The 20989-nt window shown below is 66.5% G+C and carries 16 protein-coding genes; 2 read left to right on the top strand and 14 right to left on the bottom strand.

Annotated elements, in window-relative coordinates:
* Positions 1–209: 209 nt before the first annotated feature.
* Entirely contained in the window at positions 210–1856 is a 1647-nt protein-coding gene (locus tag LK542_RS18125) for a DUF1302 domain-containing protein (protein ID WP_227812994.1), read from the top strand.
* Between the two features lie 130 nt (positions 1857–1986).
* On the opposite strand, the gene LK542_RS18120 is transcribed toward LK542_RS18125, so the two are convergent.
* From LK542_RS18120 to LK542_RS18075, 10 genes are all read right to left on the bottom strand, one after another.
* On the bottom strand, positions 1987–2883 hold the full coding sequence (locus LK542_RS18120) for a phosphate ABC transporter substrate-binding protein (protein WP_227812993.1): 897 nt from the start codon (positions 2881–2883) through the stop codon (positions 1987–1989).
* Positions 2884–2905: 22 nt separating this feature from the next.
* Positions 2906–4453, bottom strand: a complete 1548-nt coding sequence (locus LK542_RS18115; RefSeq protein ID WP_227812992.1) for an acetolactate synthase large subunit — start codon at positions 4451–4453, stop codon at positions 2906–2908.
* Positions 4454–4455: 2 nt separating this feature from the next.
* Positions 4456–5313 (bottom strand): HpcH/HpaI aldolase/citrate lyase family protein, encoded by an 858-nt coding sequence (locus tag LK542_RS18110; protein WP_227802231.1) that lies wholly within the window; start codon positions 5311–5313, stop codon positions 4456–4458.
* A 26-nt stretch (positions 5314–5339) separates the two neighbouring features.
* Positions 5340–6326: a protocatechuate 3,4-dioxygenase gene (locus LK542_RS18105; RefSeq protein ID WP_227812991.1), complete on the bottom strand. Its 987-nt coding sequence runs from the start codon at positions 6324–6326 to the stop codon at positions 5340–5342.
* Between the two features lie 24 nt (positions 6327–6350).
* Positions 6351–7658: an MFS transporter gene (locus LK542_RS18100; protein WP_227812990.1), complete on the bottom strand. Its 1308-nt coding sequence runs from the start codon at positions 7656–7658 to the stop codon at positions 6351–6353.
* A gap of 37 nt (positions 7659–7695) precedes the next feature.
* A complete protein-coding gene (locus LK542_RS18095; protein WP_227812989.1) occupies positions 7696–8547 on the bottom strand; it encodes an amidohydrolase in 852 nt (283 codons plus the stop codon).
* A gap of 10 nt (positions 8548–8557) precedes the next feature.
* Positions 8558–9583, bottom strand: a complete 1026-nt coding sequence (locus LK542_RS18090; RefSeq protein WP_227812988.1) for an amidohydrolase family protein — start codon at positions 9581–9583, stop codon at positions 8558–8560.
* A gap of 22 nt (positions 9584–9605) precedes the next feature.
* Entirely contained in the window at positions 9606–10577 is a 972-nt protein-coding gene (locus LK542_RS18085; RefSeq protein ID WP_227812987.1) for an ABC transporter substrate-binding protein, read from the bottom strand.
* Positions 10578–10728: 151 nt separating this feature from the next.
* Positions 10729–12309, bottom strand: coding sequence for an aldehyde dehydrogenase (NADP(+)) (locus LK542_RS18080; protein WP_227812986.1), 1581 nt, complete (start codon positions 12307–12309; stop codon positions 10729–10731).
* A gap of 86 nt (positions 12310–12395) precedes the next feature.
* Positions 12396–13523 carry a lactonase family protein gene (locus tag LK542_RS18075; RefSeq protein WP_227812985.1) on the bottom strand — a complete coding sequence of 376 codons (1128 nt, stop codon included), beginning with the start codon at positions 13521–13523 and terminating at the stop codon, positions 12396–12398.
* Positions 13524–13703: 180 nt separating this feature from the next.
* On the opposite strand from LK542_RS18075, the gene LK542_RS18070 reads away from it, so the two are divergent.
* Positions 13704–14600 (top strand): helix-turn-helix domain-containing protein, encoded by an 897-nt coding sequence (locus tag LK542_RS18070; protein ID WP_227812984.1) that lies wholly within the window; start codon positions 13704–13706, stop codon positions 14598–14600.
* Positions 14601–14603: 3 nt separating this feature from the next.
* Here the strand turns inward: LK542_RS18070 and LK542_RS18065 are convergent, their stop codons facing one another.
* From LK542_RS18065 to LK542_RS18050, 4 genes are read right to left on the bottom strand one after another with little or no spacing between them, the layout of a single operon-like run.
* A complete protein-coding gene (locus tag LK542_RS18065; RefSeq protein ID WP_227812983.1) occupies positions 14604–15815 on the bottom strand; it encodes an MFS transporter in 1212 nt (403 codons plus the stop codon).
* Complete coding sequence (locus LK542_RS18060) at positions 15802–17391, bottom strand: methyl-accepting chemotaxis protein (protein WP_227812982.1); 1590 nt, start codon at positions 17389–17391, stop codon at positions 15802–15804. Before LK542_RS18060 ends, LK542_RS18065 begins: the two co-directional genes overlap by 14 nt.
* Positions 17388–19853, bottom strand: coding sequence for an RND family transporter (locus tag LK542_RS18055; protein ID WP_227812981.1), 2466 nt, complete (start codon positions 19851–19853; stop codon positions 17388–17390). The genes LK542_RS18060 and LK542_RS18055 overlap by 4 nt, the downstream gene beginning before the upstream one ends.
* Positions 19850–20989 carry a YCF48-related protein gene (locus tag LK542_RS18050; RefSeq protein WP_227812980.1) on the bottom strand — a complete coding sequence of 380 codons (1140 nt, stop codon included), beginning with the start codon at positions 20987–20989 and terminating at the stop codon, positions 19850–19852. Before LK542_RS18050 ends, LK542_RS18055 begins: the two co-directional genes overlap by 4 nt.

The following is a 20989-nucleotide window of genomic DNA, read 5'->3' as shown; positions in this document are numbered from 1 at the left end:
CCCTTCCTCTTCCAGGCGCGGCGCGGCACCGGCGCAGACCGCAGCCACCACTCGCGCTCGCGCCCAGCACCGCACAAAAATGCCAGCGAATCTCATTTCTGTGTAAAGGCATGGCGACTTTCCTCCAATAAGATCGTTTGCGCTAGGACACGATGTTCGGTCTGCGGCATGACATAGAACGCCAAAACAAACCAAAAAAGGATGGAGATATGAACTACAACTTCGAGCTGGCGCGGCGCGCCCGGCTTGGCATATTGATTGCGGCTACTTTTGCCAGTCCGATGGCCTGTGCGGGTGACCTGAACCCGGGCGGCGACTGGACGGTCCGCTGGGATAATACGCTTCGTTACAGCCTCGGCTACCGCGTCGAGTCGATGCGCCCCGATCTGCTGGGACCGAATCTCGACGATGGCAACCGCAGCCTGCAGAAGGGCATTGTGTCGAACCGCTTCGACATCCTGTCCGAATTCGACGTGCAGAAGGACGGCTTCGGCCTGCGCGCCAGCGCCGCCGCGTGGTATGACGGCGTCTACAACCGCAGCAACGACCACAACTCGCCGGGCACCGCGAACCGGCGCACCGTCGCCTACAACGAATTCACGCCGGGCACGCGCGAGGTTGCGGGACGCGACGGCGAACTCCTCGACCTGTTCGTCTTCGGCAGTAACCAGATCGGCAACACGACCCTGTCGTATCGCGTCGGCCAGCATTCGCTAATCTGGGGCACCAGCCTGTTCTTCGGCATGAACGGCATCGCAAAGGGCATGTCGCCGATCGACGTGTACAAGCTCAGCATCCCGGGCACGCAGGCCAAGGAGACCACCCTGCCCGTGCCGCGCATCTCGGGCACGCTGCAGTTCACCGACGACACCAGTGTCGAAGCCTTCGTCCAGACGAAGTACCGCCGCACCCGCCTGCACCCCTCGGGCAGCTACCTGAGCAGCACCGACATGCTGGGCGACGGCGCCGAGCGCTTCTTCATCGGCGATCCCGCGCTGAACGGCCGCCAGTGCGGCAGCACTGCGGTCGCGCCGGCGCAGCGCTTCGCCAACTGCTACCTGAACTTCACCGGCGTGAGCGAAGCACCTGGCACCAATAGCGCCGGCCTGGCCCTGAACACCCGCAGCGCGGCGCTCGATTCCGACATCGGTTTCTATGCGGTGCGCTACGTCGACAGCTCGCAGTACATCGAAACCAATACCGCAGCCGGCACTTACAGGCTGGTCGTGCCCACCAAGCCGGTCACCGCGATCGGCGCCAGCATTTCGCGCCTGGTTGGCATCACCAACGTCGGCCTCGAAGTGTCGGTGCGCAACAACCAGCAACTTGCAGTCAAGGAAGCCGTCATCACCGGCGCCGACCCCACCTACGTCACCGGCCGTACCGCGCACCTGAACCTGTCCTGGACCGCGATCATGGGCGCGACCTCGCTCTGGAGCGGTTCCAGCCTCGTGGGCGAACTGGCGGCCAACCACGTGATGGACATCGACGACGTTCGCACCAGGGTCGGCGGCCGCTTCCCGGTCGGCACCCCCAAGGTCAATACGGACCGCAACAAGACCAGCTACGGCATGCGCGTGATCTGGACCCCGACGTTCTACCAGGCGCTGTCAGGCCTAGACCTGAGCGTTCCGGTCAACGTCGGCTGGGCTTTCAAGGGCAAGTCGATGGTCGACAACTCCTTCCCCTTCGGCGGCAGCCCGGACAAGGGCGGTGAAGTGATCGTGGGCCTGACCGGCACCTACCTCAACAAGTGGATCGGCAACGTCTCGGCGATTCATTACGTCGGCAAGCCCGACACCCAGAGCCTTCTGGACCGCGATTACCTGCGCTTCAGCCTGCAGACGAGCTTCTGACCGCGTGGTAGCAGCAAGACGAAAGGCCGCACATGTGCGGCCTTTCTTTTTCTGCCAGGCTGTTGCAAGCTGAAGCGCCGGCGCAAAAAAAGCAGGCGCATCGCGCCTGCCAAACATGCACAACTCTTTCTTAGCCCAGGCTGCCGGTCACGTCGTCAAACAGCTCGTCCACCGACAGCCGGCGCGGCAGGATCTTCTGGTCCAGCGCCCAGTCGATCGCCAGCTGGATGCCCTTGCGGTTCGCCTCCAGCCCCATCGGCGGGAAGATCGCGGGCAGGCCGCCTTCGGTCAACTCGCGGCTTTCCTTGATCATGCGGTAGATCTCGCGCACGGCTTCCGGATGCTGCTTCGACACGTCCTGCTGCACCACGAAGAAGTGGTTCACCGGCACCACGCCCTCGCGCGCGAACCAGTCCTTGGCCGCTGCCTGGGCGTCCGGCACCAGAGTGCGCACGCGTTCGTCTTTGGGCATGTCCTCGCCCAGCAGGGCCGCGGCCAGCTCGCCACGCATCATCATGTCGGGGATCGACGCACCCTTCGGCAGGCGCTCGCAGTTGGCCGGATCGCTGTATTCCGCAAGGTGGCCGTCGTTCAGCGTCATCCAGGTGACCTTGTCGAGGTCGACGCCGTATTCATGGCGCAGGATGCCGCGGATCCATAGGGCGGTGGTCTGGGTATAGGTGCGCACGCCGACCCGCTTGCCCTCGATGTCCTTGGGGTCGAGGTGGCCGAAATCGCTGTTGAAGCCCGCGCAGTGATGCTGGAAGCGGCCCGAGATCGGCGCCGGCAGCAGCACCCAGGGCTTGCCGTAGGCTTTCGCCTGCAGGAAGGTCACGATGGCCATCTCGCCGGCATCGAAAGCGTTTTCGCGCACCATCGCCTTGAAGCCGTTGTGGGCCGGCGTCGGGCCGCACAGGTCAAGCTTGACCTTGCTTGACGCCACGCGCCCGTCCAGGATCGCCTTGGTCTGCTTGTATTCGGACAGGTTGGTGCGCAGGACCGGCACCCCGTTTTCAATCGTTATCATGCAGTGGATTCCTCTCGTCTTGTTAATACAGCCGGACTTCGATCAGGAGCGGCCCCTGCGCATGGACGGAATCGGCCATCGCCTTGTGGAAGCCTTCCGCGGTATCGACCGACACCGCCGGCACGCCCATGCTGGTCGCCATCGCGCGCCAGTCGATGCTGGGACGGTCGATGTCGATCATGTTCAGGGCCTGCTGGCCCGGGGCGCCGGCGCCCATGTTGGCGTACTCGGCCTTGAGGATCGCGTAACTGTTGTTGGCGAAGATGATGGTGGTGACGTTCAGGCCTTCGCGCGCCATCGTCCACAGGGACTGGATGGTGTACATCGCGCTGCCGTCGCCGACCATGCAGAACACACGGCGGTCCGGGCAGGCCAGCGCGGCCCCTACCGCCACCGGGGTGCCGTAGCCGATCGAGCCGCCCATGTTGTTGATCAGGTCATGGCGCGCGGCGGCGACCGTCAGGCCCATGGTCTCGCGTCCGGTAGTGAGCGATTCGTCGACCAGGATGCAGTCTTCCGGCAGTGCGGCCGCCAGCGCGCGAGCGATGCTGCCGGGGTTGAGCGCCCCGGTCGGCGGCGTCGCGTCGCCCGGCATCTGCAGCACGGCCGGCGTCGCGGCCGCGCCGAGCGCCTCGACCAGCATGTCCAGGCCTTCGATGCTGTCCTCGCCACTTTCGATCAGCGTATGGACGCTGGTGCCCTCCGCCTTGAGCAGGCTCGGCTTGCCGGGATAGCTGAAAAAGGCGATCGGCTCCGTGGTTTCGACGGTGATAATGTGCTTGAAATTGGCGAGGAACTCGGTCGCCTGTCCCACCGCATAAGGGATGCGCTCGAGCGGGACCCGCCCTGCCCCGCGTTCGATACGCGCGGTGAAGAACTGTGTCCCCAGCCGGCAGCCGGTGGCGGCCTTGATCTTGCCAGCCAGTTCCAGCGCGCGGCCACGCGTCGCCCGTCCCGCCAGGATGATCAGTGCCGGCTCGCCCGACTTCAGGATGCGCGCCACGTGTTCGACGCGCGCCGCGGCGGGTGCCTTCGGGGCTGCCGCCACCTGGCGCGGCACGACGGGTGCGCCGGCTTCCTGCCAGGCGGTATCTCCCGGCAGGATCAAAGTAGCAATCTGTCCCGGCACTTCGCTGGCCTTGGCCACGGCGCTCGCGGCGTCCCAGGCCATCGCGGCCGGCGATTCGACCCGGCGGATCCAGTGGCTCAGGGGCCGCGCCAGGCCCTCGATGTCCGACATCAGGGGCGGGTCGTACTTGAGGTGCGCGGCCGAGTGCTCCCCCACGATGTTGAGCATGCCGGAAGAAGCGCGCTTGGCGTTGTGGATGTTGGCCAGGCCATTGGCCAGGCCCGGCCCTAGGTGCAGCAGGGTCGATGCCGGCCGGTCCTTCATGCGGTAGTAGCCATCGGCCGCGCCGGTGCAGATGCCCTCGAACAGGCACAGCACGCTGCGCATGCGCGGGTTTTCCAGCGCGCGCAGGAAGTGCATCTCCGACGTGCCGGGATTGGCGAAGCAGAGGTCCACGCCCTGTTCGACCAGGGTATGGACCAGGGTTTCGGCGCCGTTCATGCTCAGTACCCCGCCATCTCGCGCGCCTTGCCGATCACGCCATATGTCCGCTGCGGCGCCGACATCAGGAAGCTGTAACCCTCGTTCAGCAGGCGTTCGTAGTTGGCGGCGGTGACGTGCGGATTACCGACCCGCATCTTGTGCTTGTGGCAGGTGGCCACGATCTGGCCCATGGCGGCCAGCACCTCGGGGTGCTCGTACTTGCGCGCAAGGCCCAGTTCCTGGCTCAGGTCACCCTCGCCGATCAGCACGAAGCCGATACCCGGCACGTTTTTCAGCATGTCGTCCAGGTTCTCGATCGCCTGGGTACTCTCGATCATCAGGCCGACCAGGATCTCGCCCTGCGGCGCCAGCGGCCAGACGTCGGCCTTGGCATAGTATTCCGACTGCGTCAGGCCCCAATAGCGGGCAGCATTCATCGGACCGTCGCCGCGCACACCTTTCGGCTCGTACAGCGGCGCGTTCTTGGGACGGGCGTAGCGGCACGAGGCCACGGCGTTCCAGGCCTGCTCCACGGTCGCCACGTGCGGCGTGATCACGCCGTAGACGCCGCGGTCCAGCACCTGCTTGGCGAAGGACTGGTTCATCTCGACGCCGTTGGCGGGAATGCGCGCCAGCGGCGTCACCGTCGGCGCCAGCGAGCCGGCGGCCAGGATCTGCTTGCGGTTCAGCAGGTACTGCATGGCGTCGCCCAGGGCCGACACGTCATAGGGATTGTGCTCCATCTCGAAGACGATGCCGTCGTACGGGGCGTCGCTCATGTCGATGGCGCTTTGCTTGTCGATCTTGGAAAAGGCGCCAAATGCCGGCTTGCCCTGCTCCCAGGCGCGGATGATGCCGTTCAGTCGGGTATTGCTCATGTTCTTCCTCGTGTCATTTCAGGGGTTTATTCTTCCGGCTTCCAGTACATGAAGCCCATGCCTTCGCCAGTGCCGGCGGCGGTGCGCCAGCACGGCACGTAGTCGACCACGGTCATCCGGGCGCCGGTGCCCTCGAGCGCCTTCATCACGCTGACGTAGAGCTTGATCTCCGAGGTACCGGACTGGTAGTAACCGTCGTCCACCGCGGCCAGGCCGTCGTAGTTGTACTCGCCCAGCATCTTCATGATGCGGTGGTCGAATTCCTCGTCGTTGACGAAGTGCGACAGGCCGCCGGAGGCGAAGATGCCGACCCGGACGTTGGCCGGCCAGGCTTCAATTGCGTCGCGCAGAACGCGCCCGAACTCGATGCAGCGCGCCATCGACGGTTGGGTCGGCGGGTAGAAGCAGTTCATGATGACCGGCACGTGCGGCGGCACCTCGTCACCCATGATCTGGTGGTAGACGAAGCTGTAGGCATGCGGGGCTACCGGATACTCGGGCAGGGGCTTCATCCAGACGTTGTCCGGCCACTGGAACAGGTCGGTCAGGTCGAAGTTCTCGCGCTGGAAGGCCTGGATCAGGTACTTCGCCAGCTCCGGGTGGCAGGGATGGGTCACATGGCGGTCCGGCGCATAAACCGAACGCTGCGGCGGGCCGTTGTGCACTTCTTCACCGCTGTAGATCGCGATCGATGGCGAGAAGTCAGTAAAAATCTCCTTCTGGTCCTTGCCCAGGATGATGGCGACGTCGATCTTCGCCTCGCGGTAGACCCGCGCCATTTCATCCAGCGCGGCGCGGCAGCGCCCTGCACGCACGGTCCGCTCTTCCAGCGTCAGGTACTTCTCGAATGCGGCGCCGCGATGCGCTTCGAGCTCCGGATAGGTCCAGGTGCGGTTACGGAACCATAGTTCCGGGTTGTTGCGGTCGCGTTCCCCGTTGATCAGCCAGTCTTCGGGCTTCTGGCCAAGCATGCCGCTGTGGGGCACCGCCATCCCGAATACGATCTTTGCCATCTGTATACCTCGATTTTCTAAGTGTTATGGTTTTGCTGCGCCGGCCACCGGTCCGGCCGCGCCTGCTTCGGGCCGTGCATCCGCCACCTTCGGCGCCCACTTTCGCTGCAACAGGACGACCGAGCTGCCGGCGCCGATGAGCAGGAAAACGAAGATCGCCAGCATCGGAGCGTGGTAGCTGCCGCTGACATGCAGCAGCCAGCCCGAGAAGCTGGCCGAGATACCGCCGGCCAGGCTCGTGGCGACCTGCTGAAGGCCGGTATTCAGGCCGATGGCCTGCTTTGGGATCAGCGTCAGCTTGCACAGCGTCGTGTTGTTGGCCGTGGTCAGGCCCAGCAGCGACAGCGAGAGCACGTTCCAGAACAGCGCCATCTCCAGGCTCGGGGCGTAGGCGCCGAGCAGCACCGTGGTACCGCCGATAAAGCCGGCGATCACGAAGCTTTTGCGCACCAGGACCGCATCGCGGCCGCCGGCGATCAGGCGGTCCGCCGCCCATCCGGCGATGGTCGCCACGATAGCAATGCCGATGAAGCTGAAGAAGGTGTACAGCCCGGACTCCTTGAGCGACAGGCCGCGCTGCTCGACCAGGTAGGCCGGCATCCAGCTCATGCAGTAGAAGGTGAAGTAGCCGTAGCAGAAGTTGTTGATCATGCCGCCCCACACCACCGGGCTGGCCAGCAACCGCCCGATGGTGATGGAAGGCGTGCTGTCCCTGCGAACGGCCTGTTCGGCCTTGGACGGATAGTCGCTGCGCACTGCCAGCAGCCAGGGCGCGAGCCAGATCAGCCCAACCAGGCCGGTGACGACGAACATCATTTGCCACGAGTGGTGCACGATGATCCAGGCCGCGATCGGCGCGCCAATGGCCGGGCCGATCTTGCCGCCGGTGGTGAAGATGCCGACCGCCAGCCCCTTCTGGCTCTCCTTGAAGTTGTTGCCCATCCAGCGGTAGCTTGCCGGGATCACCACCGCCTCGGCAGCGCCGACCAGCAGGCGCATCAGGATCAGGGCGCCCAGGGTCGTCACTGCTCCGGTGAGCGCCGTGGCAAGGCACCAGATCGCGAAACACACCGTGTATGGCCACTTCACGCCATAGCGGTCGACGATCCAGCCCATGGCGAGCTGGCACAGGCCATAGGACCAGAAGAACGCCGAGTTCAGCCAGCCTCGCTCCACGCTGGTCAGGGCGAAATGCTCGACGAAGCTCTTGTCGGCCAGTGCCGACGACAGGCTGGTACGGTCGACGAACGATATCAGCAGTCCCAGCGCCAGCAGCGCCAGGATGCCCCAGGGGTTCCCGGCCCGATGGCCGGTGTCCTTGCTTGTCTCCATCTGTCCCCTCTTTTCTTTTTGGTGGACTGTCTGTGCTTCAGGCCAGTGCCGGATACAACTTCTGCGCGGTCCTGCTGAAGATCCACTCGCGGTCTTCAGTCGACAGGCAGGCCAGGCTGTCCTGGGCGGTGGCCAGGATCTCCGCAAGGGTACCCGGCGAGGTCGGGAAATTCGAGCCCCAGGCCAGGCGATGGGCGCCAAAGGCCGCCACCACTTTCGGGAAGAAGGTCTCGGGAGTGGCGCTGCCCTTGCGCACGTCGCCGAAGATACGAGGCGTGAGCTTCAGGTAGATGTTCGGAAGCGCTGCCAGCTCGAACATGCTCTGGGCCTTGGCATAGGGCGCGCCGTCCGCGACCTCGGGACGGCCCAGGTGGTCGAGGATGATGTCCACGCCCGGGAAGCGCTTGGCCAGTGCCGTCACCTGAGGCAGGCCAATCGGTCCGGTCTGGATGCACATCGGGAGTTTCAGCTCGGCGCACAGGTCCCAGGCGGGGAAGGAGCGCGGATCATCCAACTCGCTCGGGTCAAATTCCTTGGTACTACCGCCGGTGAACAGGCGCAGCCCGGCCAGGCCGCGGTCATGCCAGCCGCGGATGACTTCCGGTGCGTTCGGCTGCAGCACGTCGACCGAGCCGACCGCCACCAGGCGGTCCGGGTATTGCGCGCAGCCCTCGACCACATAGCTGTTGTCGAAGCCGTAAGTGGTCGAGGAATGCACCACGGCGGCCTTCGCCACGCCGGCATCGTTCATGGCGGCGATCAGGGTTTCCACCGTCGTCGGCCGCTCCTGCGACCATTCCGAGCGCTTGCCGAACAGCGGTGCCGGTGGATAGCGGCGCTCGTCGTCCGAGATGATGTGCGGGTGGATGTCGATGATTTGCGGGTTCATGCCAGTCTCCTTATTTGCCGCGGGCTTTCAGGCGCGCATCCAGGCGCGGGTACACGCGGCGCGCGTTGCCTTCGTAGATCTTGAAGCGGTCTTCTCCGCTCAGCGCGGTGCAGGCATCCAGGTACTTCTTGGTGTCGTCGAAGTATTCGCCGGTGTTCGGGTCGCGGCCGCGCACGGCGCCGATCATCTCCGAGCCGAACAGCACGTTGTCGGCCGGGACCACCTTGGTCAGCAGCTCCACGCCGGGATGGTGGTAGACGCAGGTGTCGAAGAACACATTGTCCAGCAGGCCCTCGAGCGGACGCTCCATCATCTCGAGCGACATGCCGCGGTAGCGCCCCCAGTGGTAAGGAACGGCGCCGCCGCCATGCGGAATGACGAAGCGCAGGGTCGGGAAATCCTTGAACAGATTCGACTGCAGCAGCTGCATGAAGACCGAGGTGTCGGCGTTCAGGTAGTGGGCCCCGGTGCCGTGGTGGCAGGGGTTGCAGGAGGCCGCCACGTGGATCATGGCCGGCACGTCCAGCTCGACCATCGCCTCGTACAGCGGATACCATTCGCGGTCGGTCATCGGCTTGCCGGTCCAGTAACCGCCGCTCGGATCCGGGTTCAGGTTGCAGCCGACGAAGCCGAGTTCCTCGACGCAGCGGCGCAGTTCGGGAATGCTGTTGGCCGGCGCGGCGCCAGGCGACTGCGGCAGCTGGCAGACGGGCGCGAAGTTGTCCGGGTAGAGCTGGGTCACGCGGTGCACCAGGTCATTCGATATTTCCGCCCATTCCAGGCTGGTGCGCTCGTTGCCGAGGTGATGGCTCATCAGGCCGGCGATCGGCGAGAACAGGGTCAGGTCGCTGCCGCGTTCACGCTGCAGCTTGAGCTGGCCGTTGCCGATCGCTTCGCGGATCTCGTCGTCGGAGACGAAGGCGTCTTCGCGCCTGGGGGCGTTGACGGGGTCGTTGGCAGATTCGACCTGCTTGGCGCGCCAGTTGCGGAAGGATGCGGGAACGGTGGTGAAGTGGCCGTGGCAATCGATGATCATGCTTGTGTCTCCGTTATTGTTGTCATGCCTGAGGGTCGACGAACAGCTCGCCGATGGCCATGCGGCGCGGCGTCAGCCCCTGTTTGAAGGCGGTGGCCTCAAGGGTTTCGATGGTCTTCAGGTTTTCCTGCAAGCCGTATGGCAGTGGGTCGTGGCCGACGATCTTGCGCAGTTCCAGGTATTTCTTGTCGGTGGCGCTGGTCGCTTCGCCCGCGTCCAGGCGCGCCAGCCACTCCTTCTTGGCACGGTCGAACGCGTCGTAGAGCGACTTCGCGATCCAGGGATGCTCCGCCAGGATGGCATCCTTGACCACGATGGTGCCGTGCATCGGGTACACCCCGGTGCGGCCGTAGTACTCTTTTTCCAGTTCCGCAGCGTTCGGCAGCAGGTCCGGATAATCAGCGTCGACTTCCTGCCAGCCGCCGGTCGGGTTGCCGGTGCGGCCGATGCCGGCGGCCGCCTCCATGCCCGCTGCAAGCTCCCCCTTGGCCATCATGTCGGCCAGCGAGCTGCCTTCCGGCGCATGGATGACGTTCTCCGGCAGCCGGAGCTGGGTGACATGCTCCTCGTCGTCGACCACCCAGGTGACTTTCGAGGCATCGAGGCCGAACTCGTCGATCAGCACCTGGCGATTCCACACGCCCGTGGTCACCGAATAGGCGCGCACGCCGACCTTCTTGCCTTCGAGGTCCTTGGGAGTCTTGATGCCGGCGGACAGATTGACCAGCAGGCCGCCGTGGTGGAAGCGGCGCACTACGAAAATCGGCAGCGCCACGAACGGGGCGCCGTAAGCACGGGCGATGATGTAGGTGGTCGGCGCGATCTCGCAGACGTCGAACTCGACGTCGCGCACCATGCGGCGGAAGGCGCCGATCTGCGGCTTGATAGTGACGAATTCCGGTTCCACGCCCTCGATCGGGATCGAGCCGTTGCGAATCGCGGAGGTGTGCGGGTGCTCGGCGATAGCGATCTTGAGCTTGACTTTGTTGACCAATTAGTTCTCCTTGTGTGTGCTTCTCGTGGCGCGCCGGATCGGATCCGGGCGCGCCATCCTGCTTGTCCCTGGCAAGCAGAATATGGGATGGGCGGGTATTGGTCTCTACACAAAAATCAGTTTCGCTGGCATTTTTCGTGTCGCCTGGCGCTCAGCGAGCCAGTTGCAGCCTGCCGTCGACGCGCCGGTTCAGCCCGAGCGGATTGGCGCTCTTCAGCGCCTCCGGCAACAGGGCTTCCGGAAGGTCCTGGTAGCACACCGGACGCAGGAAGCGCGCGATGGCCAGGCTCCCCACCGAAGTCGAGCGCCCATCGGCAGTCGAGGGAAAGGGCCCGCCATGGACCATCGCGTGGCAGACCTCCACGCCGGTTCCGAATCCGTTGACCAGGATGCGGCCGACGCGCCGCTCCAGCAGCGGCAGGATGCTTGCCGCCTGGACGTGGTCGGCCTCGTCGATGTGCAGCGCGGCCGTGAGCTGGCCTTCGAGGCTGGCGACGACATCACGCAGCGCTGCCAGGTCGGGGCAGCGCACGACGAGCGAGGCGGCACCGAACATTTCCTCGCGCAGCTCCGGGTGACGCAGGAAGTCCTGCGCCGTGGTCGAGAACAGCGCCGCCTGGCCCTGGTGCCCGGCGCCCTCCTGGCCGCGCGCTTCGAGCTTGACGGCGGCATGAGCTTCCATCGCCGCGACCGAGCAGGCATAGCCGCCGTGGATGCCGGGGGTGAGCATGGTCGAGGCCGGGATGGCGGCGAGCGCGGTCCCGGCGGCGGCGATGAAGCGGTCCAGGTCTGGGCCTTCCACCGCCAGCACGAGGCCGGGATTGGTGCAGAATTGGCCGGCGCCCAGGGTCAGCGAAGCGGCGAAGGCCTGGCCGATGCTCTCCGCACGGACCGCCAGTGCCCGCGGGAACAGCAGGACCGGGTTAATGCTGCTCATTTCTGCATAGACGGGAATCGGCTCGCGCCGGGCGGCGGCAAGGGCGATGAGCGCAGCGCCGCCTGCACGCGAGCCGGTGAACCCGACCGCCTTGATGCGGTGGTCCGCCACCAGCCCCCGCCCCACCTGGCGGCCACTATCGAAGAGGAGCGAAAAGGTCCCTTCCGGCATGCCGCAGTCGTGTACCGCGCGCTGGATCGCCAGGCCGGCCAGGCTCGACGTGCCCGGATGCGCCGAGTGGGCTTTCGCCACGACGGGACAACCGGCCGCCAGCGCCGAGGCAGTGTCGCCGCCAGCTATCGAGAACGCCAGCGGAAAGTTGCTGGCGCCGAACACCGCGACCGGGCCGAGCGGAATGTGGCGCAGGCGCAGGTCCGGACGCGGCAGCGGCGTGCGGTCCGGCTGGGCTGGATCGATCCGCGCGTCCAGGTAATCGCCATCGCGCACCGTGGCCGCGAACAGGCGCAGCTGGTTCACGGTGCGTCCGCGTTCGCCCTCGATCCGCGCGCGCGGCAGCCCGGTCTCCAGCATGCAGCGCTCTACCAGAACGTCGCCCAGCGCCAGCAGGTGGCCGGCGATCCGTTCGAGGAAAGCCGCACGTGCCTCGGGCGTAGTCTCGCGAAAGCTGTCAAAGGCCTGGTCGGCGAGGGCGCAGGCCTGGTCGAGGTCTTCGAGGGTGGCGCCGCCGAACGCCGGTTCGAGCGTTTCGCCGGTGGCGGGATTGGTGGCGCGGACTGCGCCGTTGGCGCCAGGGATGGCGCGGGCGCCGATGAGCAGGTGACCGAAAACGGACATGTGAACTCCTGGATTGAAAAAGTGGAGACGTGCGCGGCCGCAGGCGGGTCGCAATGACCGCCTGGCCGCGTGGACGAAGACGTGAGCTACTTCAGGAAGCTGATGCTGACCGGGGTGGGCGCTTCCACCGCCTGGCCGGTATTCGCAAGCTGGCCGGACGCCGGATCGATACTGAAAAGGTTGACCGTATTGCTGCGCTGGTGCGCCACCGCCAGCCACTTGCCGGAAGGGTGAAGGGCGAAGCCCCAGGGAGTCTGACCGCCCGAGGCGATGCGCTGCACCAGCGTCAGCTCGCCGCTGTCCGGGTGCACACGGAATACCTGCAGCTCGTGCTCGCCGCGGTTGGCGGCATACAGGTAACGTCCGTCAGGGCTGATCGCGATCGCGGAACCGCTCCTGGTGCCCTGGAAGGCCTGGCTGCTGAGCGGCACGGCTTGCACTGCGGCGAGCCGCCCCTGCTCCGCATCCCAGCGCAGGACCTGCACCTGCGCCGTGAGCTCGTTCATGAGGTAGGCGTGGCGGCCATCAGCGCCGAACACCAGCTGGCGCGGCCCGCTGCCCGGAGCCAGGGCCAGGGTGCGGGTGTCATCCGGCGCCAGCGAGCGGCTGGCGCGGTCAAAGGCATACACGAAGACGCGGTCGGCGCCAAGGTCGGGCACCAGCCCATAGCGGCCCGAAGGATCGAGCGTGACCGAATGCGCGTGCGCACTGGCCTGGCGCCGGTGCGGACCCGATCCGGTGGCCTTGATCGTCGACACCAGGGCGCCGAGGCTGCCGTCCGGCTCGATCGCAATGCTGGAGGCGGAGCCGCCGCCGAAATTCGCCGCGAACAGCGTCGTCGCGCCGGCGTCCAGGGCCAGGTAGGTGGTGCCGGCTCCGCCGGCGGGCGCCTCGTCGATCTTCTTGATTCCACCGGTAGCCCGGTCGACGGCATAGGCATTGATGCTGCCCTCCCCCGCCTTGTTGTCATTGACCGCGTACAGGACCGGGAGACGCGGATGGACGGCGGTCCAGGTGGGCGCGCCGTCGCGCGCCACCGCGCCCAACGGCGCCATGCGGCCGTCTGCCGGGTCGAAGCGCAGCGCGCGGATCTCGCCGGCCTGGGTACCCACATAAATCAGCTCCGGCGGCGCCGCTTGCGCGACGGTCGATGTGTCGAGCAGCGCCGCCGACAGCGCCATCATTGTCAATACGCGCTGGAAGAACCGCGTCATCTCCTGATCTCCGATCAATTTTCAGGTCTAGCGTAGTGGATGTATTGTCGCGGGTCTCTGCACAAAAATGCGATTCGCTGGCATTTTTATTCTTCGGCGCGCGCCGGGGATTGAGCTTGGGGCGCGACAGGCCTAGAATGGAACAGCAGTACGGAGGAGACGACAATGACACGAAGTGCGATGACAAAGGATCAGCGCCTCGCGAACCCCACGGTGACCCTGACGACAGTGCCGAAAGTCCGCCTGTACGTCGAGCGCCCCGAGGAGGATAGCTGGCTGGTGAACGTGGGCCACGTAACCGATCGTGGCCGCTGGCGTACCGCGCCACATGCCCATCCCGACTATGGCCAGGTAATTTTCGTGCGCAGCGGTTGCGGCGTGATGAACCTGGAGGGCGCCGCCGTGCCGTTTGCCGGCCCCTGCGTGTTGCTGCTGCCTACCGAGAGCGTGCATGGCCTCGACTACGAGATGGACGTCGACCGCTGGGTGATCACCATCGAGGTGACCTACCTGTCGCAGGTGAATGCCAAGCTGCGCGAATTCAACCGGCTCTGGGCCCACCCGCGCGTCATTGCGCTCGACGATACGGCGGGCGAGTTTCATGATGTCATCCAGAAGCTTGCGCGCGAAGTCGAGCACAAGCCGGTCGGCCATATTGCCGGTACCGAGGCGCTCCTGACTTCCCTGCTCCTGAACCTGGTGCGCAACGTCGACCTGGACCCGGTGGACGGCGAGATCGCCACCCGCAACGATATCCGCCTGACCGAGCGCTTCCGCGACCTGATCGAGCAGCACTACCGCGAGAACCTGCCTTTGCAAGACTATGCGTCGATGCTGGCCGTGTCGCTGGTGCAGCTGCGCGCCGCATGCGCCTCGGCGGCGGGCCAGAGCCCCACCAAGATGATCCATGCGCGCATCATCACCGAAGCCAAGCGCAACCTGATCTTCGGCGACATGTCGATGGAACAGATCGCGTTCGGACTGGGATTCTCGAATGCGGCCTACTTCACGCGTTTCTTCCGCAAGGAAGTCGGCCAGGCGCCGAGCCAGTTCCGCGCGACCTCGCGCCAGCAATAGGAGCTAAACGCCCTGTTCACTGAACAGGGCGCTGCGGCGGTAAAGCGCGGGGAACAGGCGCGTCCATGCCGCCACGACCAGCACGGTCGCACAGCCGCCCATCAGCACCGCCGTTGCGGGGCCCAGCCATTCGGCCACCACCCCGGCGCGGAACTGGCCCAGCTGGTTGCTGGCGGCAATGCTGGTGGCATGCGCCGCGCCGACGCGTCCGCGCAGCGCGTCAGCCGTTTCCACCTGCACCACCGAATGGCGCAGCACCGTGCTGACGATGTCGGCGGCGCCGACGACTGCCAGCGCCGCCATGGCCCAGGCAAGATCGGTGCAGACCGAGAAAGCGATCGTCGCCGACCCGTACACCAGGACCGCCGCATACATGCGACGGCCCACCTGCTGGTCCATCGGACGGCGTGAAATCCATGCCGAGACCAACAGGCCGCCCACCGCCGGCGCGGCGCGCAGCAGGCCCAGTCCCCACGCGCCAGTGTGCAGGATGTCCTTCGCGAACATCGGCAGCAGCGCCATGCTGGTGCCGGCCAGGGTCGCGAAGAGGTCGAGCGACATCGCGCCCAGCACCAGCGGATTGGTGCGAATGAAGGCGATTCCGGCAAACAGCGCAGTCCAGGACAGCGGCTCGGCACTACGCGCGAGCGGCGCCAGCCGGACCTGCAGCGCCAGGGCCGTGCCCAGCGCGAACACGCCGGCGCACAGTCCGTAGACAAAACCGGCGCCGCCGGCGTACAGGAAACCTCCCAGGGCCGGTCCGGCGATGGTCGATATCTTGGTGAGCGACGCATTCTGCGCCAGGGCGCGCGGAAGTTCGGTGCGCGCTACCAGCGCCGGCACGATGGCCTGTTGCGCGGGCAGTTGCAGCGAACGGCCGACGCCGGTCACGAGGCAGACCAGCAGGATCGCGTCGCGTTCGACCCATCCGGCGGTGCTGCCCCAGCACAGCAGCACCGCCGCCGCGCCCTGCAGCGCCAGGCTGGTTGCGAAGACCAGGCGCCGGTCGTGCGAGTCGACCAGCAGGCCGGCTGGGACGGTCAGCAACAGCGCCGGCAAGAATTGCGCCAAGCCGACCAGGCCGAGATCCCAGGCGCTGGCGGTCAGCTCGTACATTTGCCAGCCAAGCGCCACCGCAAGCATGTTATTCCCGAGCAGGCCCAGGAAGCGTGCAGCGAGGTAGTGGCGGTAGCTGCGGGCTTTATCTTTCTCCACGCACGGCCACCAGTTCACGGCCGGCCTGGCCCGCCAGCTTGAAGGCGGCCACCGCCTGCACCAGTTGCGCCGCCTGCTCGCGCAGGCTGTCGGCGGCAGCCGCGCTTTCCTCGACCAGCGCGGCGTTCTGCCGGGTCGCCAGGTCCATTTGCGACACCGACTGCCCGACCTGGCCCACGCCCGCGCTCTGTTCGGCGCTGGCCGTACTGATTTCGCCCACGATCGTTGCCACGCGGCCGATGCCGTCGACGATCTCGTCCATTGTGCCGCCCGCCTGTTCCACTAGCGCACTGCCCTGCCCGACCTTGTCCAGACTGTCGGCGATCAGGCTCTTGATCTGGCGGGCCGCTTCCGCGCTGCGCTGGGCCAGGTTGCGCACCTCGCCCGCGACCACCGCAAAGCCGCGCCCTTGCTCGCCGGCCCGCGCCGCTTCCACCGCGGCGTTCAGGGCAAGGATATTGGTCTGGAAAGCGATACCGTCGATGACCGTGATGATGTCGGCGATCTTCTTCGAGCTGCCGTCGATCTCGCGCATGGTCGCAACCACCTGCCCGACCAGTTCGCCCCCTCGGGTGACGACGGAAGACGCTCCCAGGGCCAGCTGTTCCGCCAGCCGGGCGTTCTCGGCATTGTTGCGCACCGTCGTTCCCAGCGAGTCCATGGTGGCGGCAGCCTGCTGCAGCGCGCTGGCCTGCGCCTCCGTGCGCTCGCTCAGGTCGCGGTTGCCCTGCGCAATCTGGACGCTGGCCGTGGCGACGTGCTCGGAGTTGTTGCGCACGTCCGCAACCAGCCGTGACAGCGCGCCCTGCATGTCATCCAGCGCGCTGAGCAGCGGCGAGAACTCGTCGCCCGCTTCATCGTGCACCGGCACCGTCAGGTCGCCGTCGCGCACCCGCTCGGCCACACCGCGCGAGACCGCGACCCGCCGGCCCAGAACAGCAGCCGCATACCACGACAGCAGGCCGAGTCCTACCACCGCGACCGCCGCCAGCGCGGTCAGGGCGAGCAGCGTCTGTTGCGACTCGCGGGCCGCATCGGCCAGTTCGCCGCGCAGCGCGCCTTCCTCGGCCTGTACGGTCTCGCGCAAGGCCTTGAGCAGTGCAGTGCGTGCCGGTACGGTCTTGTCGACCAGGAAGGCAAAGGCCTCGTCCTGACGGCCCGCCTTGACCAGTGCGACGTCCTCCGCCGCCACCGCCCAGAAGGTGCGGAACAGCTCTTGCACGCGGGCGTGGCGTGCGCGTTCGGCCTCGGTCAGCAGGCCTGCTTCGAACGTAGCCAGCGTCTTGCCCACCAGCGCACGCTTTTCTTCGATGCCGTCGAGCGCGCGCTCCAGTTCCGGGGTGCTGCGCGCCAGGATTGCATGGCGTAGCAGTAGCAAGACCCGCGTCACTTCAAGCTCGGTGCTGGAGACCCGCTGCAGCTGCGGCACCCGCAGGCTGGCAGTCTGCTCGAGCACCGCCCCGGTGTGGCTCAGGTTGAACCAGGCGAAGATGGCGACGCCCACGAAAGCCAGCGACAAGGCGCCGGAGACGATATAAAGACGGGCCGCGATGCCCATGCCGGCGAAGGTCTTCATTGCGGATACCGCTTCAGCACCGCGCCCGCCGGCGCCTGTTCCGGTGCAGGCCGGCCCTGCTCGCCCGGGCGACGGCCCCAGGTCACCTTCTGCGTCCTGGGCTTCATGAGGAAGCGCGCGAGGGCCGGCAGCAGGACCAGCGCGCCGATCATGTTCACGATAAACATGAAGGCCAACAGGATGCCCATATCGGCCTGGAACTTAATCGGGGAGAAAGCCCAGGTCGCGACGGCCAGCGCCAGCGTGACCCCGGTCAGCATCACGACCCGGCCGGTAAAGAGCAATGCGCGGTGGTAGGCCTGCCCCAGGCTCAAGCCTTCGCGCATCTGTACCAGCATGATGCTCAGCACGTAAAGCGCGTAATCGACCCCGATGCCAACGCCCAGCGCCACCACCGGCAGCGTCGCCACCTTCAGGCCGATGTCGAGCCACACCATCAAGGCCTCGGCCATCACCGAGGTGAGGGCCAGCGGGATGATGGCGCAGGCGACCGCACGCCAGGAGCGGAAGGTGACGTAGGCCAGCACTACCACCGCCGCATACACCAGCAGCAGCATCTCGTGGTTCGCCTTCTGAACCACCGCGTTGGTGGCCGCCTCAAAGCCGGCATTGCCGGCCGCCAGGAGGAATCTGGCGTCGGTGCTGTCGTTCTTGCGGGCGAAAGCCTCGACTTCGGCGGTGACGCGGCGCAGGGTGTCGGCCTTGTGATCAAGCAGGTAGACCTGCACCTGGAGCAGCGAGAAGCTGGCGTCGACCAGGTTGCGCGGAGCACGTGCGCTGGCGGTATTCAGGGCGGCCTGGTTCGGCTGCAGCTCGTACCAGCGCGGATTGCCTTCATTCAAGCCGACGGCGGTCTGACGCGCCAGCGAGGCCACCGATTGCGTGGTTTCGACGCCGGGCAGCTGGCGCAAGCGCCATTCGAGTTCGTCGACGCGCTCGAGCACCGCATGCTTCATGGCGCCCTGCTCGGGTGTGCGCACCATCACCACCAGCACATCGCTGCTGGTGCTGTAGTGCTGCGTCAGATAGGCGTTGTCACGGTTGTAGCGCGAATCCGGACGCAGTTCGGGCGCGCCGGCATCGAGGTCGCCCACCTGCAGGTCGCGGCTGGCGTGCAGGCTAACCGCGCCGAGCACGACGCCGACCACGATGGCGCCCACCGCCCAGCGTGTTTCCGTGAACTTGACCAGGCCCGTCCAGAACGTAGCCTGGCCCTCCGCTTCGCGGTCCGACTGCGCCGCGCGCCGCGCGGCCCGTTCGCTGACGCCGGTGTAGCTGAGCAGCACCGGCAGCAGGATCAGGTTGGTCAGCACCAGGATCGCCACACCCAGGCTGGCGGTAATGGCCAGGCGCCGGATAGATTCGATATCGAGCATCATCAGCACCGCGAAGCCGACTGCGTCGCAGGCCAGGGCCGTGAAGCCGGCCACGAACAGGCGCCGGAAGGTGAAACGCGCCGCCACTAGCCGCGGCATGCCACGGCCGATGTCCTGCATGATGCCGTTCATCTTCTGGGCGCCGTGGCTCATGCCAATGGCGAACACCAGGAAAGGCACCAGCACCGCATAGGGGTCGAGCGCGTATCCGAGCAGCGGCAGCATCCCGAGCTGCCACAGCACAGCCACCAGCGAACAGGCCACCACGAGCAAGGTGCTGCGCAGGCAGCCGGTGTACCAAAATACGATCGCGGTGACGATCAGCGCGGCCACGCCGAAGAAGGCCAGCACCTGGCTCAAGCCTTCGAGCAGGTCGCCCACCACCTTGGCGAAGCCGGTGACGTGGATTGCGACGCCCTGCCTGTCGTACTTAGCGCGCAGCTCTTCCAGCCTTGCGGATAGCGCCGCGTAGTCAAGTTCGCGGCCGTTCTCGTCGCGCTCGGCAAGGGGCACGATCAGGGCGCTGGACTGGAAATCGCGCGCCACCAGCTGCCCTACTTCGCCCGAGCGCTCAATGTTCAGGCGCACGCGCTGGAGCGCGGCATGAGAACCGTCGTAGTCGTCGGGAATCACGGTGCCCCCCTCGAAGCCACGCTCGGTCACGGCGGTCCAGCGGGTCGACGGCGTCCAGAGGGAGCGCATCTGGCCTCGCACCACCCCAGGCAGCAGGAACACGTCGTCATTGACGCGGCGTAGCGTCTCGAGGTAGCGCTTGTCGAGGATGCCCGCGCCGCCCTTGTGCTCGACTACGATGCGCAAGCTGTTGGCCTGCGAGACCAGCTTCTTGCGTTCGGTCTCGTAGTTGACCAGGTAGGGGTGGGTCATTGGCAGCATGCTCTCGAAACTGGCGTTGGGCACGATGCGCAGCGCCTGCCAGCCGAGGAACAAGGTGGTCAGGAGGCACAACAGCAGCAACCAGCCGCGCTGGCCGAACACGAAGCGCTCGATGCGGTTACCGGAATCGGGATCGAAATTGGCGGGCTCGAAGATCGCGTCTGCCTGGGATGATGCGTGATGCTTGTTCATGGTTTCGTGGGTGACTTGATGGAAGCCTGCAGCTTCGGTGCGGCGTCGCGGCCGGGCATGGGCATGCGCAGCAGGCCGCGCGTGCCGACCAGCACCAGGCTTCCGTCCGGCGCAACGGCGGCGCCGGTGAAGGGGAATCGCTCTTTCAGGGGCAGTGCCGAGAAACGCTGGCCGCCGTCGCGGCTGGCGACGACCTGGCCTGCCGCACCGAGCAGCAGCACCGTCCCGTCGGTGGCCTGTAGTCCACTGATGAGCGACGCGTCGACCGGGGTCTGGACTTCGACCCATGGCGCGCCGGGCGTGGCACTGCGGTAGACCTTCCCGCGCAGGCCAAATACGAGCAGTGCGTCGTCCTTCAGCGTGAGTCCGCCGAACAGGCTCCCGGATGCGGGCGATGTGGTGGCGGCAAAGGGTGCGCCCGGAGCGCCGGCGCGCAGGATCAGGCCCTGCTCGCCGAACAGGTACTGTTCCTGGCCACGGCGCGCGATGCCGTAGTAGGTAGCGCCCTCGGGATTCGGCAACTCCGCCATGTGGGCGCGCCAGGTCCGGCCGCCGTCGAGCGTCGAGAATGCGATGCCGTAGGCCCCGGCGACCATCACCGAGCCGTCGGCGCGCAGGTCGATCCCCAGCAGGGGCTTGTCGGCGCCCTCGTCGACCAGGCGCCGAGCTTCGTCCAGCAGGACGTTCAGCGGGTGCTCGGCGTCGTCCGGGTTCGGTCTGGCCGCATCCCAGGCCTGCTGGGCCGCCTGCAGCGCCAGCTTCGCGCCGGTCTCGCCGTCGAACACGCGCTGCCAGGACGCTCCGCTGTCGCTGCTGCGCAGTACTACGCCCATGTTCCCGACCGCCCAGCCCTCGCGTTCATTCGCAAAGCGCAGCGCGGCCAGCGTCACGCTGACCGGCACGCGGGCCTGCTTCCAGTGATTGCCGCCATCGTCCGAGTAGATCACGAGGCCGCGTTCGCCGGCCGCCACCAGCCGCTTGCCGACGCGCTCGATCGCCTGCAGGTTGGCGCGTGCCGGCTGGGCCACCGCCAGGGCCGGGCGCTGCAGCGCGGCCGGCACCGCAGCAGCAGCCTGCGCCGCGTCCGCGGCCAGGGTGGCCGCCAGCGCAGCCGCCGCATACTTCATCTGTGCCAT

The organism is Massilia sp. IC2-477 (assembly GCF_020707265.1).
Classification (GTDB): domain Bacteria; phylum Pseudomonadota; class Gammaproteobacteria; order Burkholderiales; family Burkholderiaceae_D; genus Telluria.
The sequence above is the reverse complement of the archived record's forward strand: the minus strand, read 5'-3'. Positions and strand labels throughout refer to the sequence as shown.

Excerpts from the sequence above, each read along its gene's own strand:
- LK542_RS18125 (WP_227812994.1), top strand. The coding sequence starts at position 210 with ATGAACTACAACTTCGAGCTGGCGCGGCGCGCCCGGCTTGGCATATTG.
- LK542_RS18120 (WP_227812993.1), bottom strand. The coding sequence starts at position 2,883 with ATGATAACGATTGAAAACGGGGTGCCGGTCCTGCGCACCAACCTGTCC.
- LK542_RS18115 (WP_227812992.1), bottom strand. The coding sequence starts at position 4,453 with ATGAACGGCGCCGAAACCCTGGTCCATACCCTGGTCGAACAGGGCGTG.
- LK542_RS18110 (WP_227802231.1), bottom strand. The coding sequence starts at position 5,313 with ATGAGCAATACCCGACTGAACGGCATCATCCGCGCCTGGGAGCAGGGC.
- LK542_RS18105 (WP_227812991.1), bottom strand. The coding sequence starts at position 6,326 with ATGGCAAAGATCGTATTCGGGATGGCGGTGCCCCACAGCGGCATGCTT.
- LK542_RS18100 (WP_227812990.1), bottom strand. The coding sequence starts at position 7,658 with ATGGAGACAAGCAAGGACACCGGCCATCGGGCCGGGAACCCCTGGGGC.
- LK542_RS18095 (WP_227812989.1), bottom strand. The coding sequence starts at position 8,547 with ATGAACCCGCAAATCATCGACATCCACCCGCACATCATCTCGGACGAC.
- LK542_RS18090 (WP_227812988.1), bottom strand. The coding sequence starts at position 9,583 with ATGATCATCGATTGCCACGGCCACTTCACCACCGTTCCCGCATCCTTC.
- LK542_RS18080 (WP_227812986.1), bottom strand. The coding sequence starts at position 12,309 with ATGTCCGTTTTCGGTCACCTGCTCATCGGCGCCCGCGCCATCCCTGGC.
- LK542_RS18075 (WP_227812985.1), bottom strand. The coding sequence starts at position 13,523 with ATGACGCGGTTCTTCCAGCGCGTATTGACAATGATGGCGCTGTCGGCG.
- LK542_RS18070 (WP_227812984.1), top strand. The coding sequence starts at position 13,704 with ATGACAAAGGATCAGCGCCTCGCGAACCCCACGGTGACCCTGACGACA.
- LK542_RS18060 (WP_227812982.1), bottom strand. The coding sequence starts at position 17,391 with ATGAAGACCTTCGCCGGCATGGGCATCGCGGCCCGTCTTTATATCGTC.
- LK542_RS18055 (WP_227812981.1), bottom strand. The coding sequence starts at position 19,853 with ATGAACAAGCATCACGCATCATCCCAGGCAGACGCGATCTTCGAGCCC.
- LK542_RS18050 (WP_227812980.1), bottom strand. The coding sequence starts at position 20,989 with ATGGCACAGATGAAGTATGCGGCGGCTGCGCTGGCGGCCACCCTGGCC.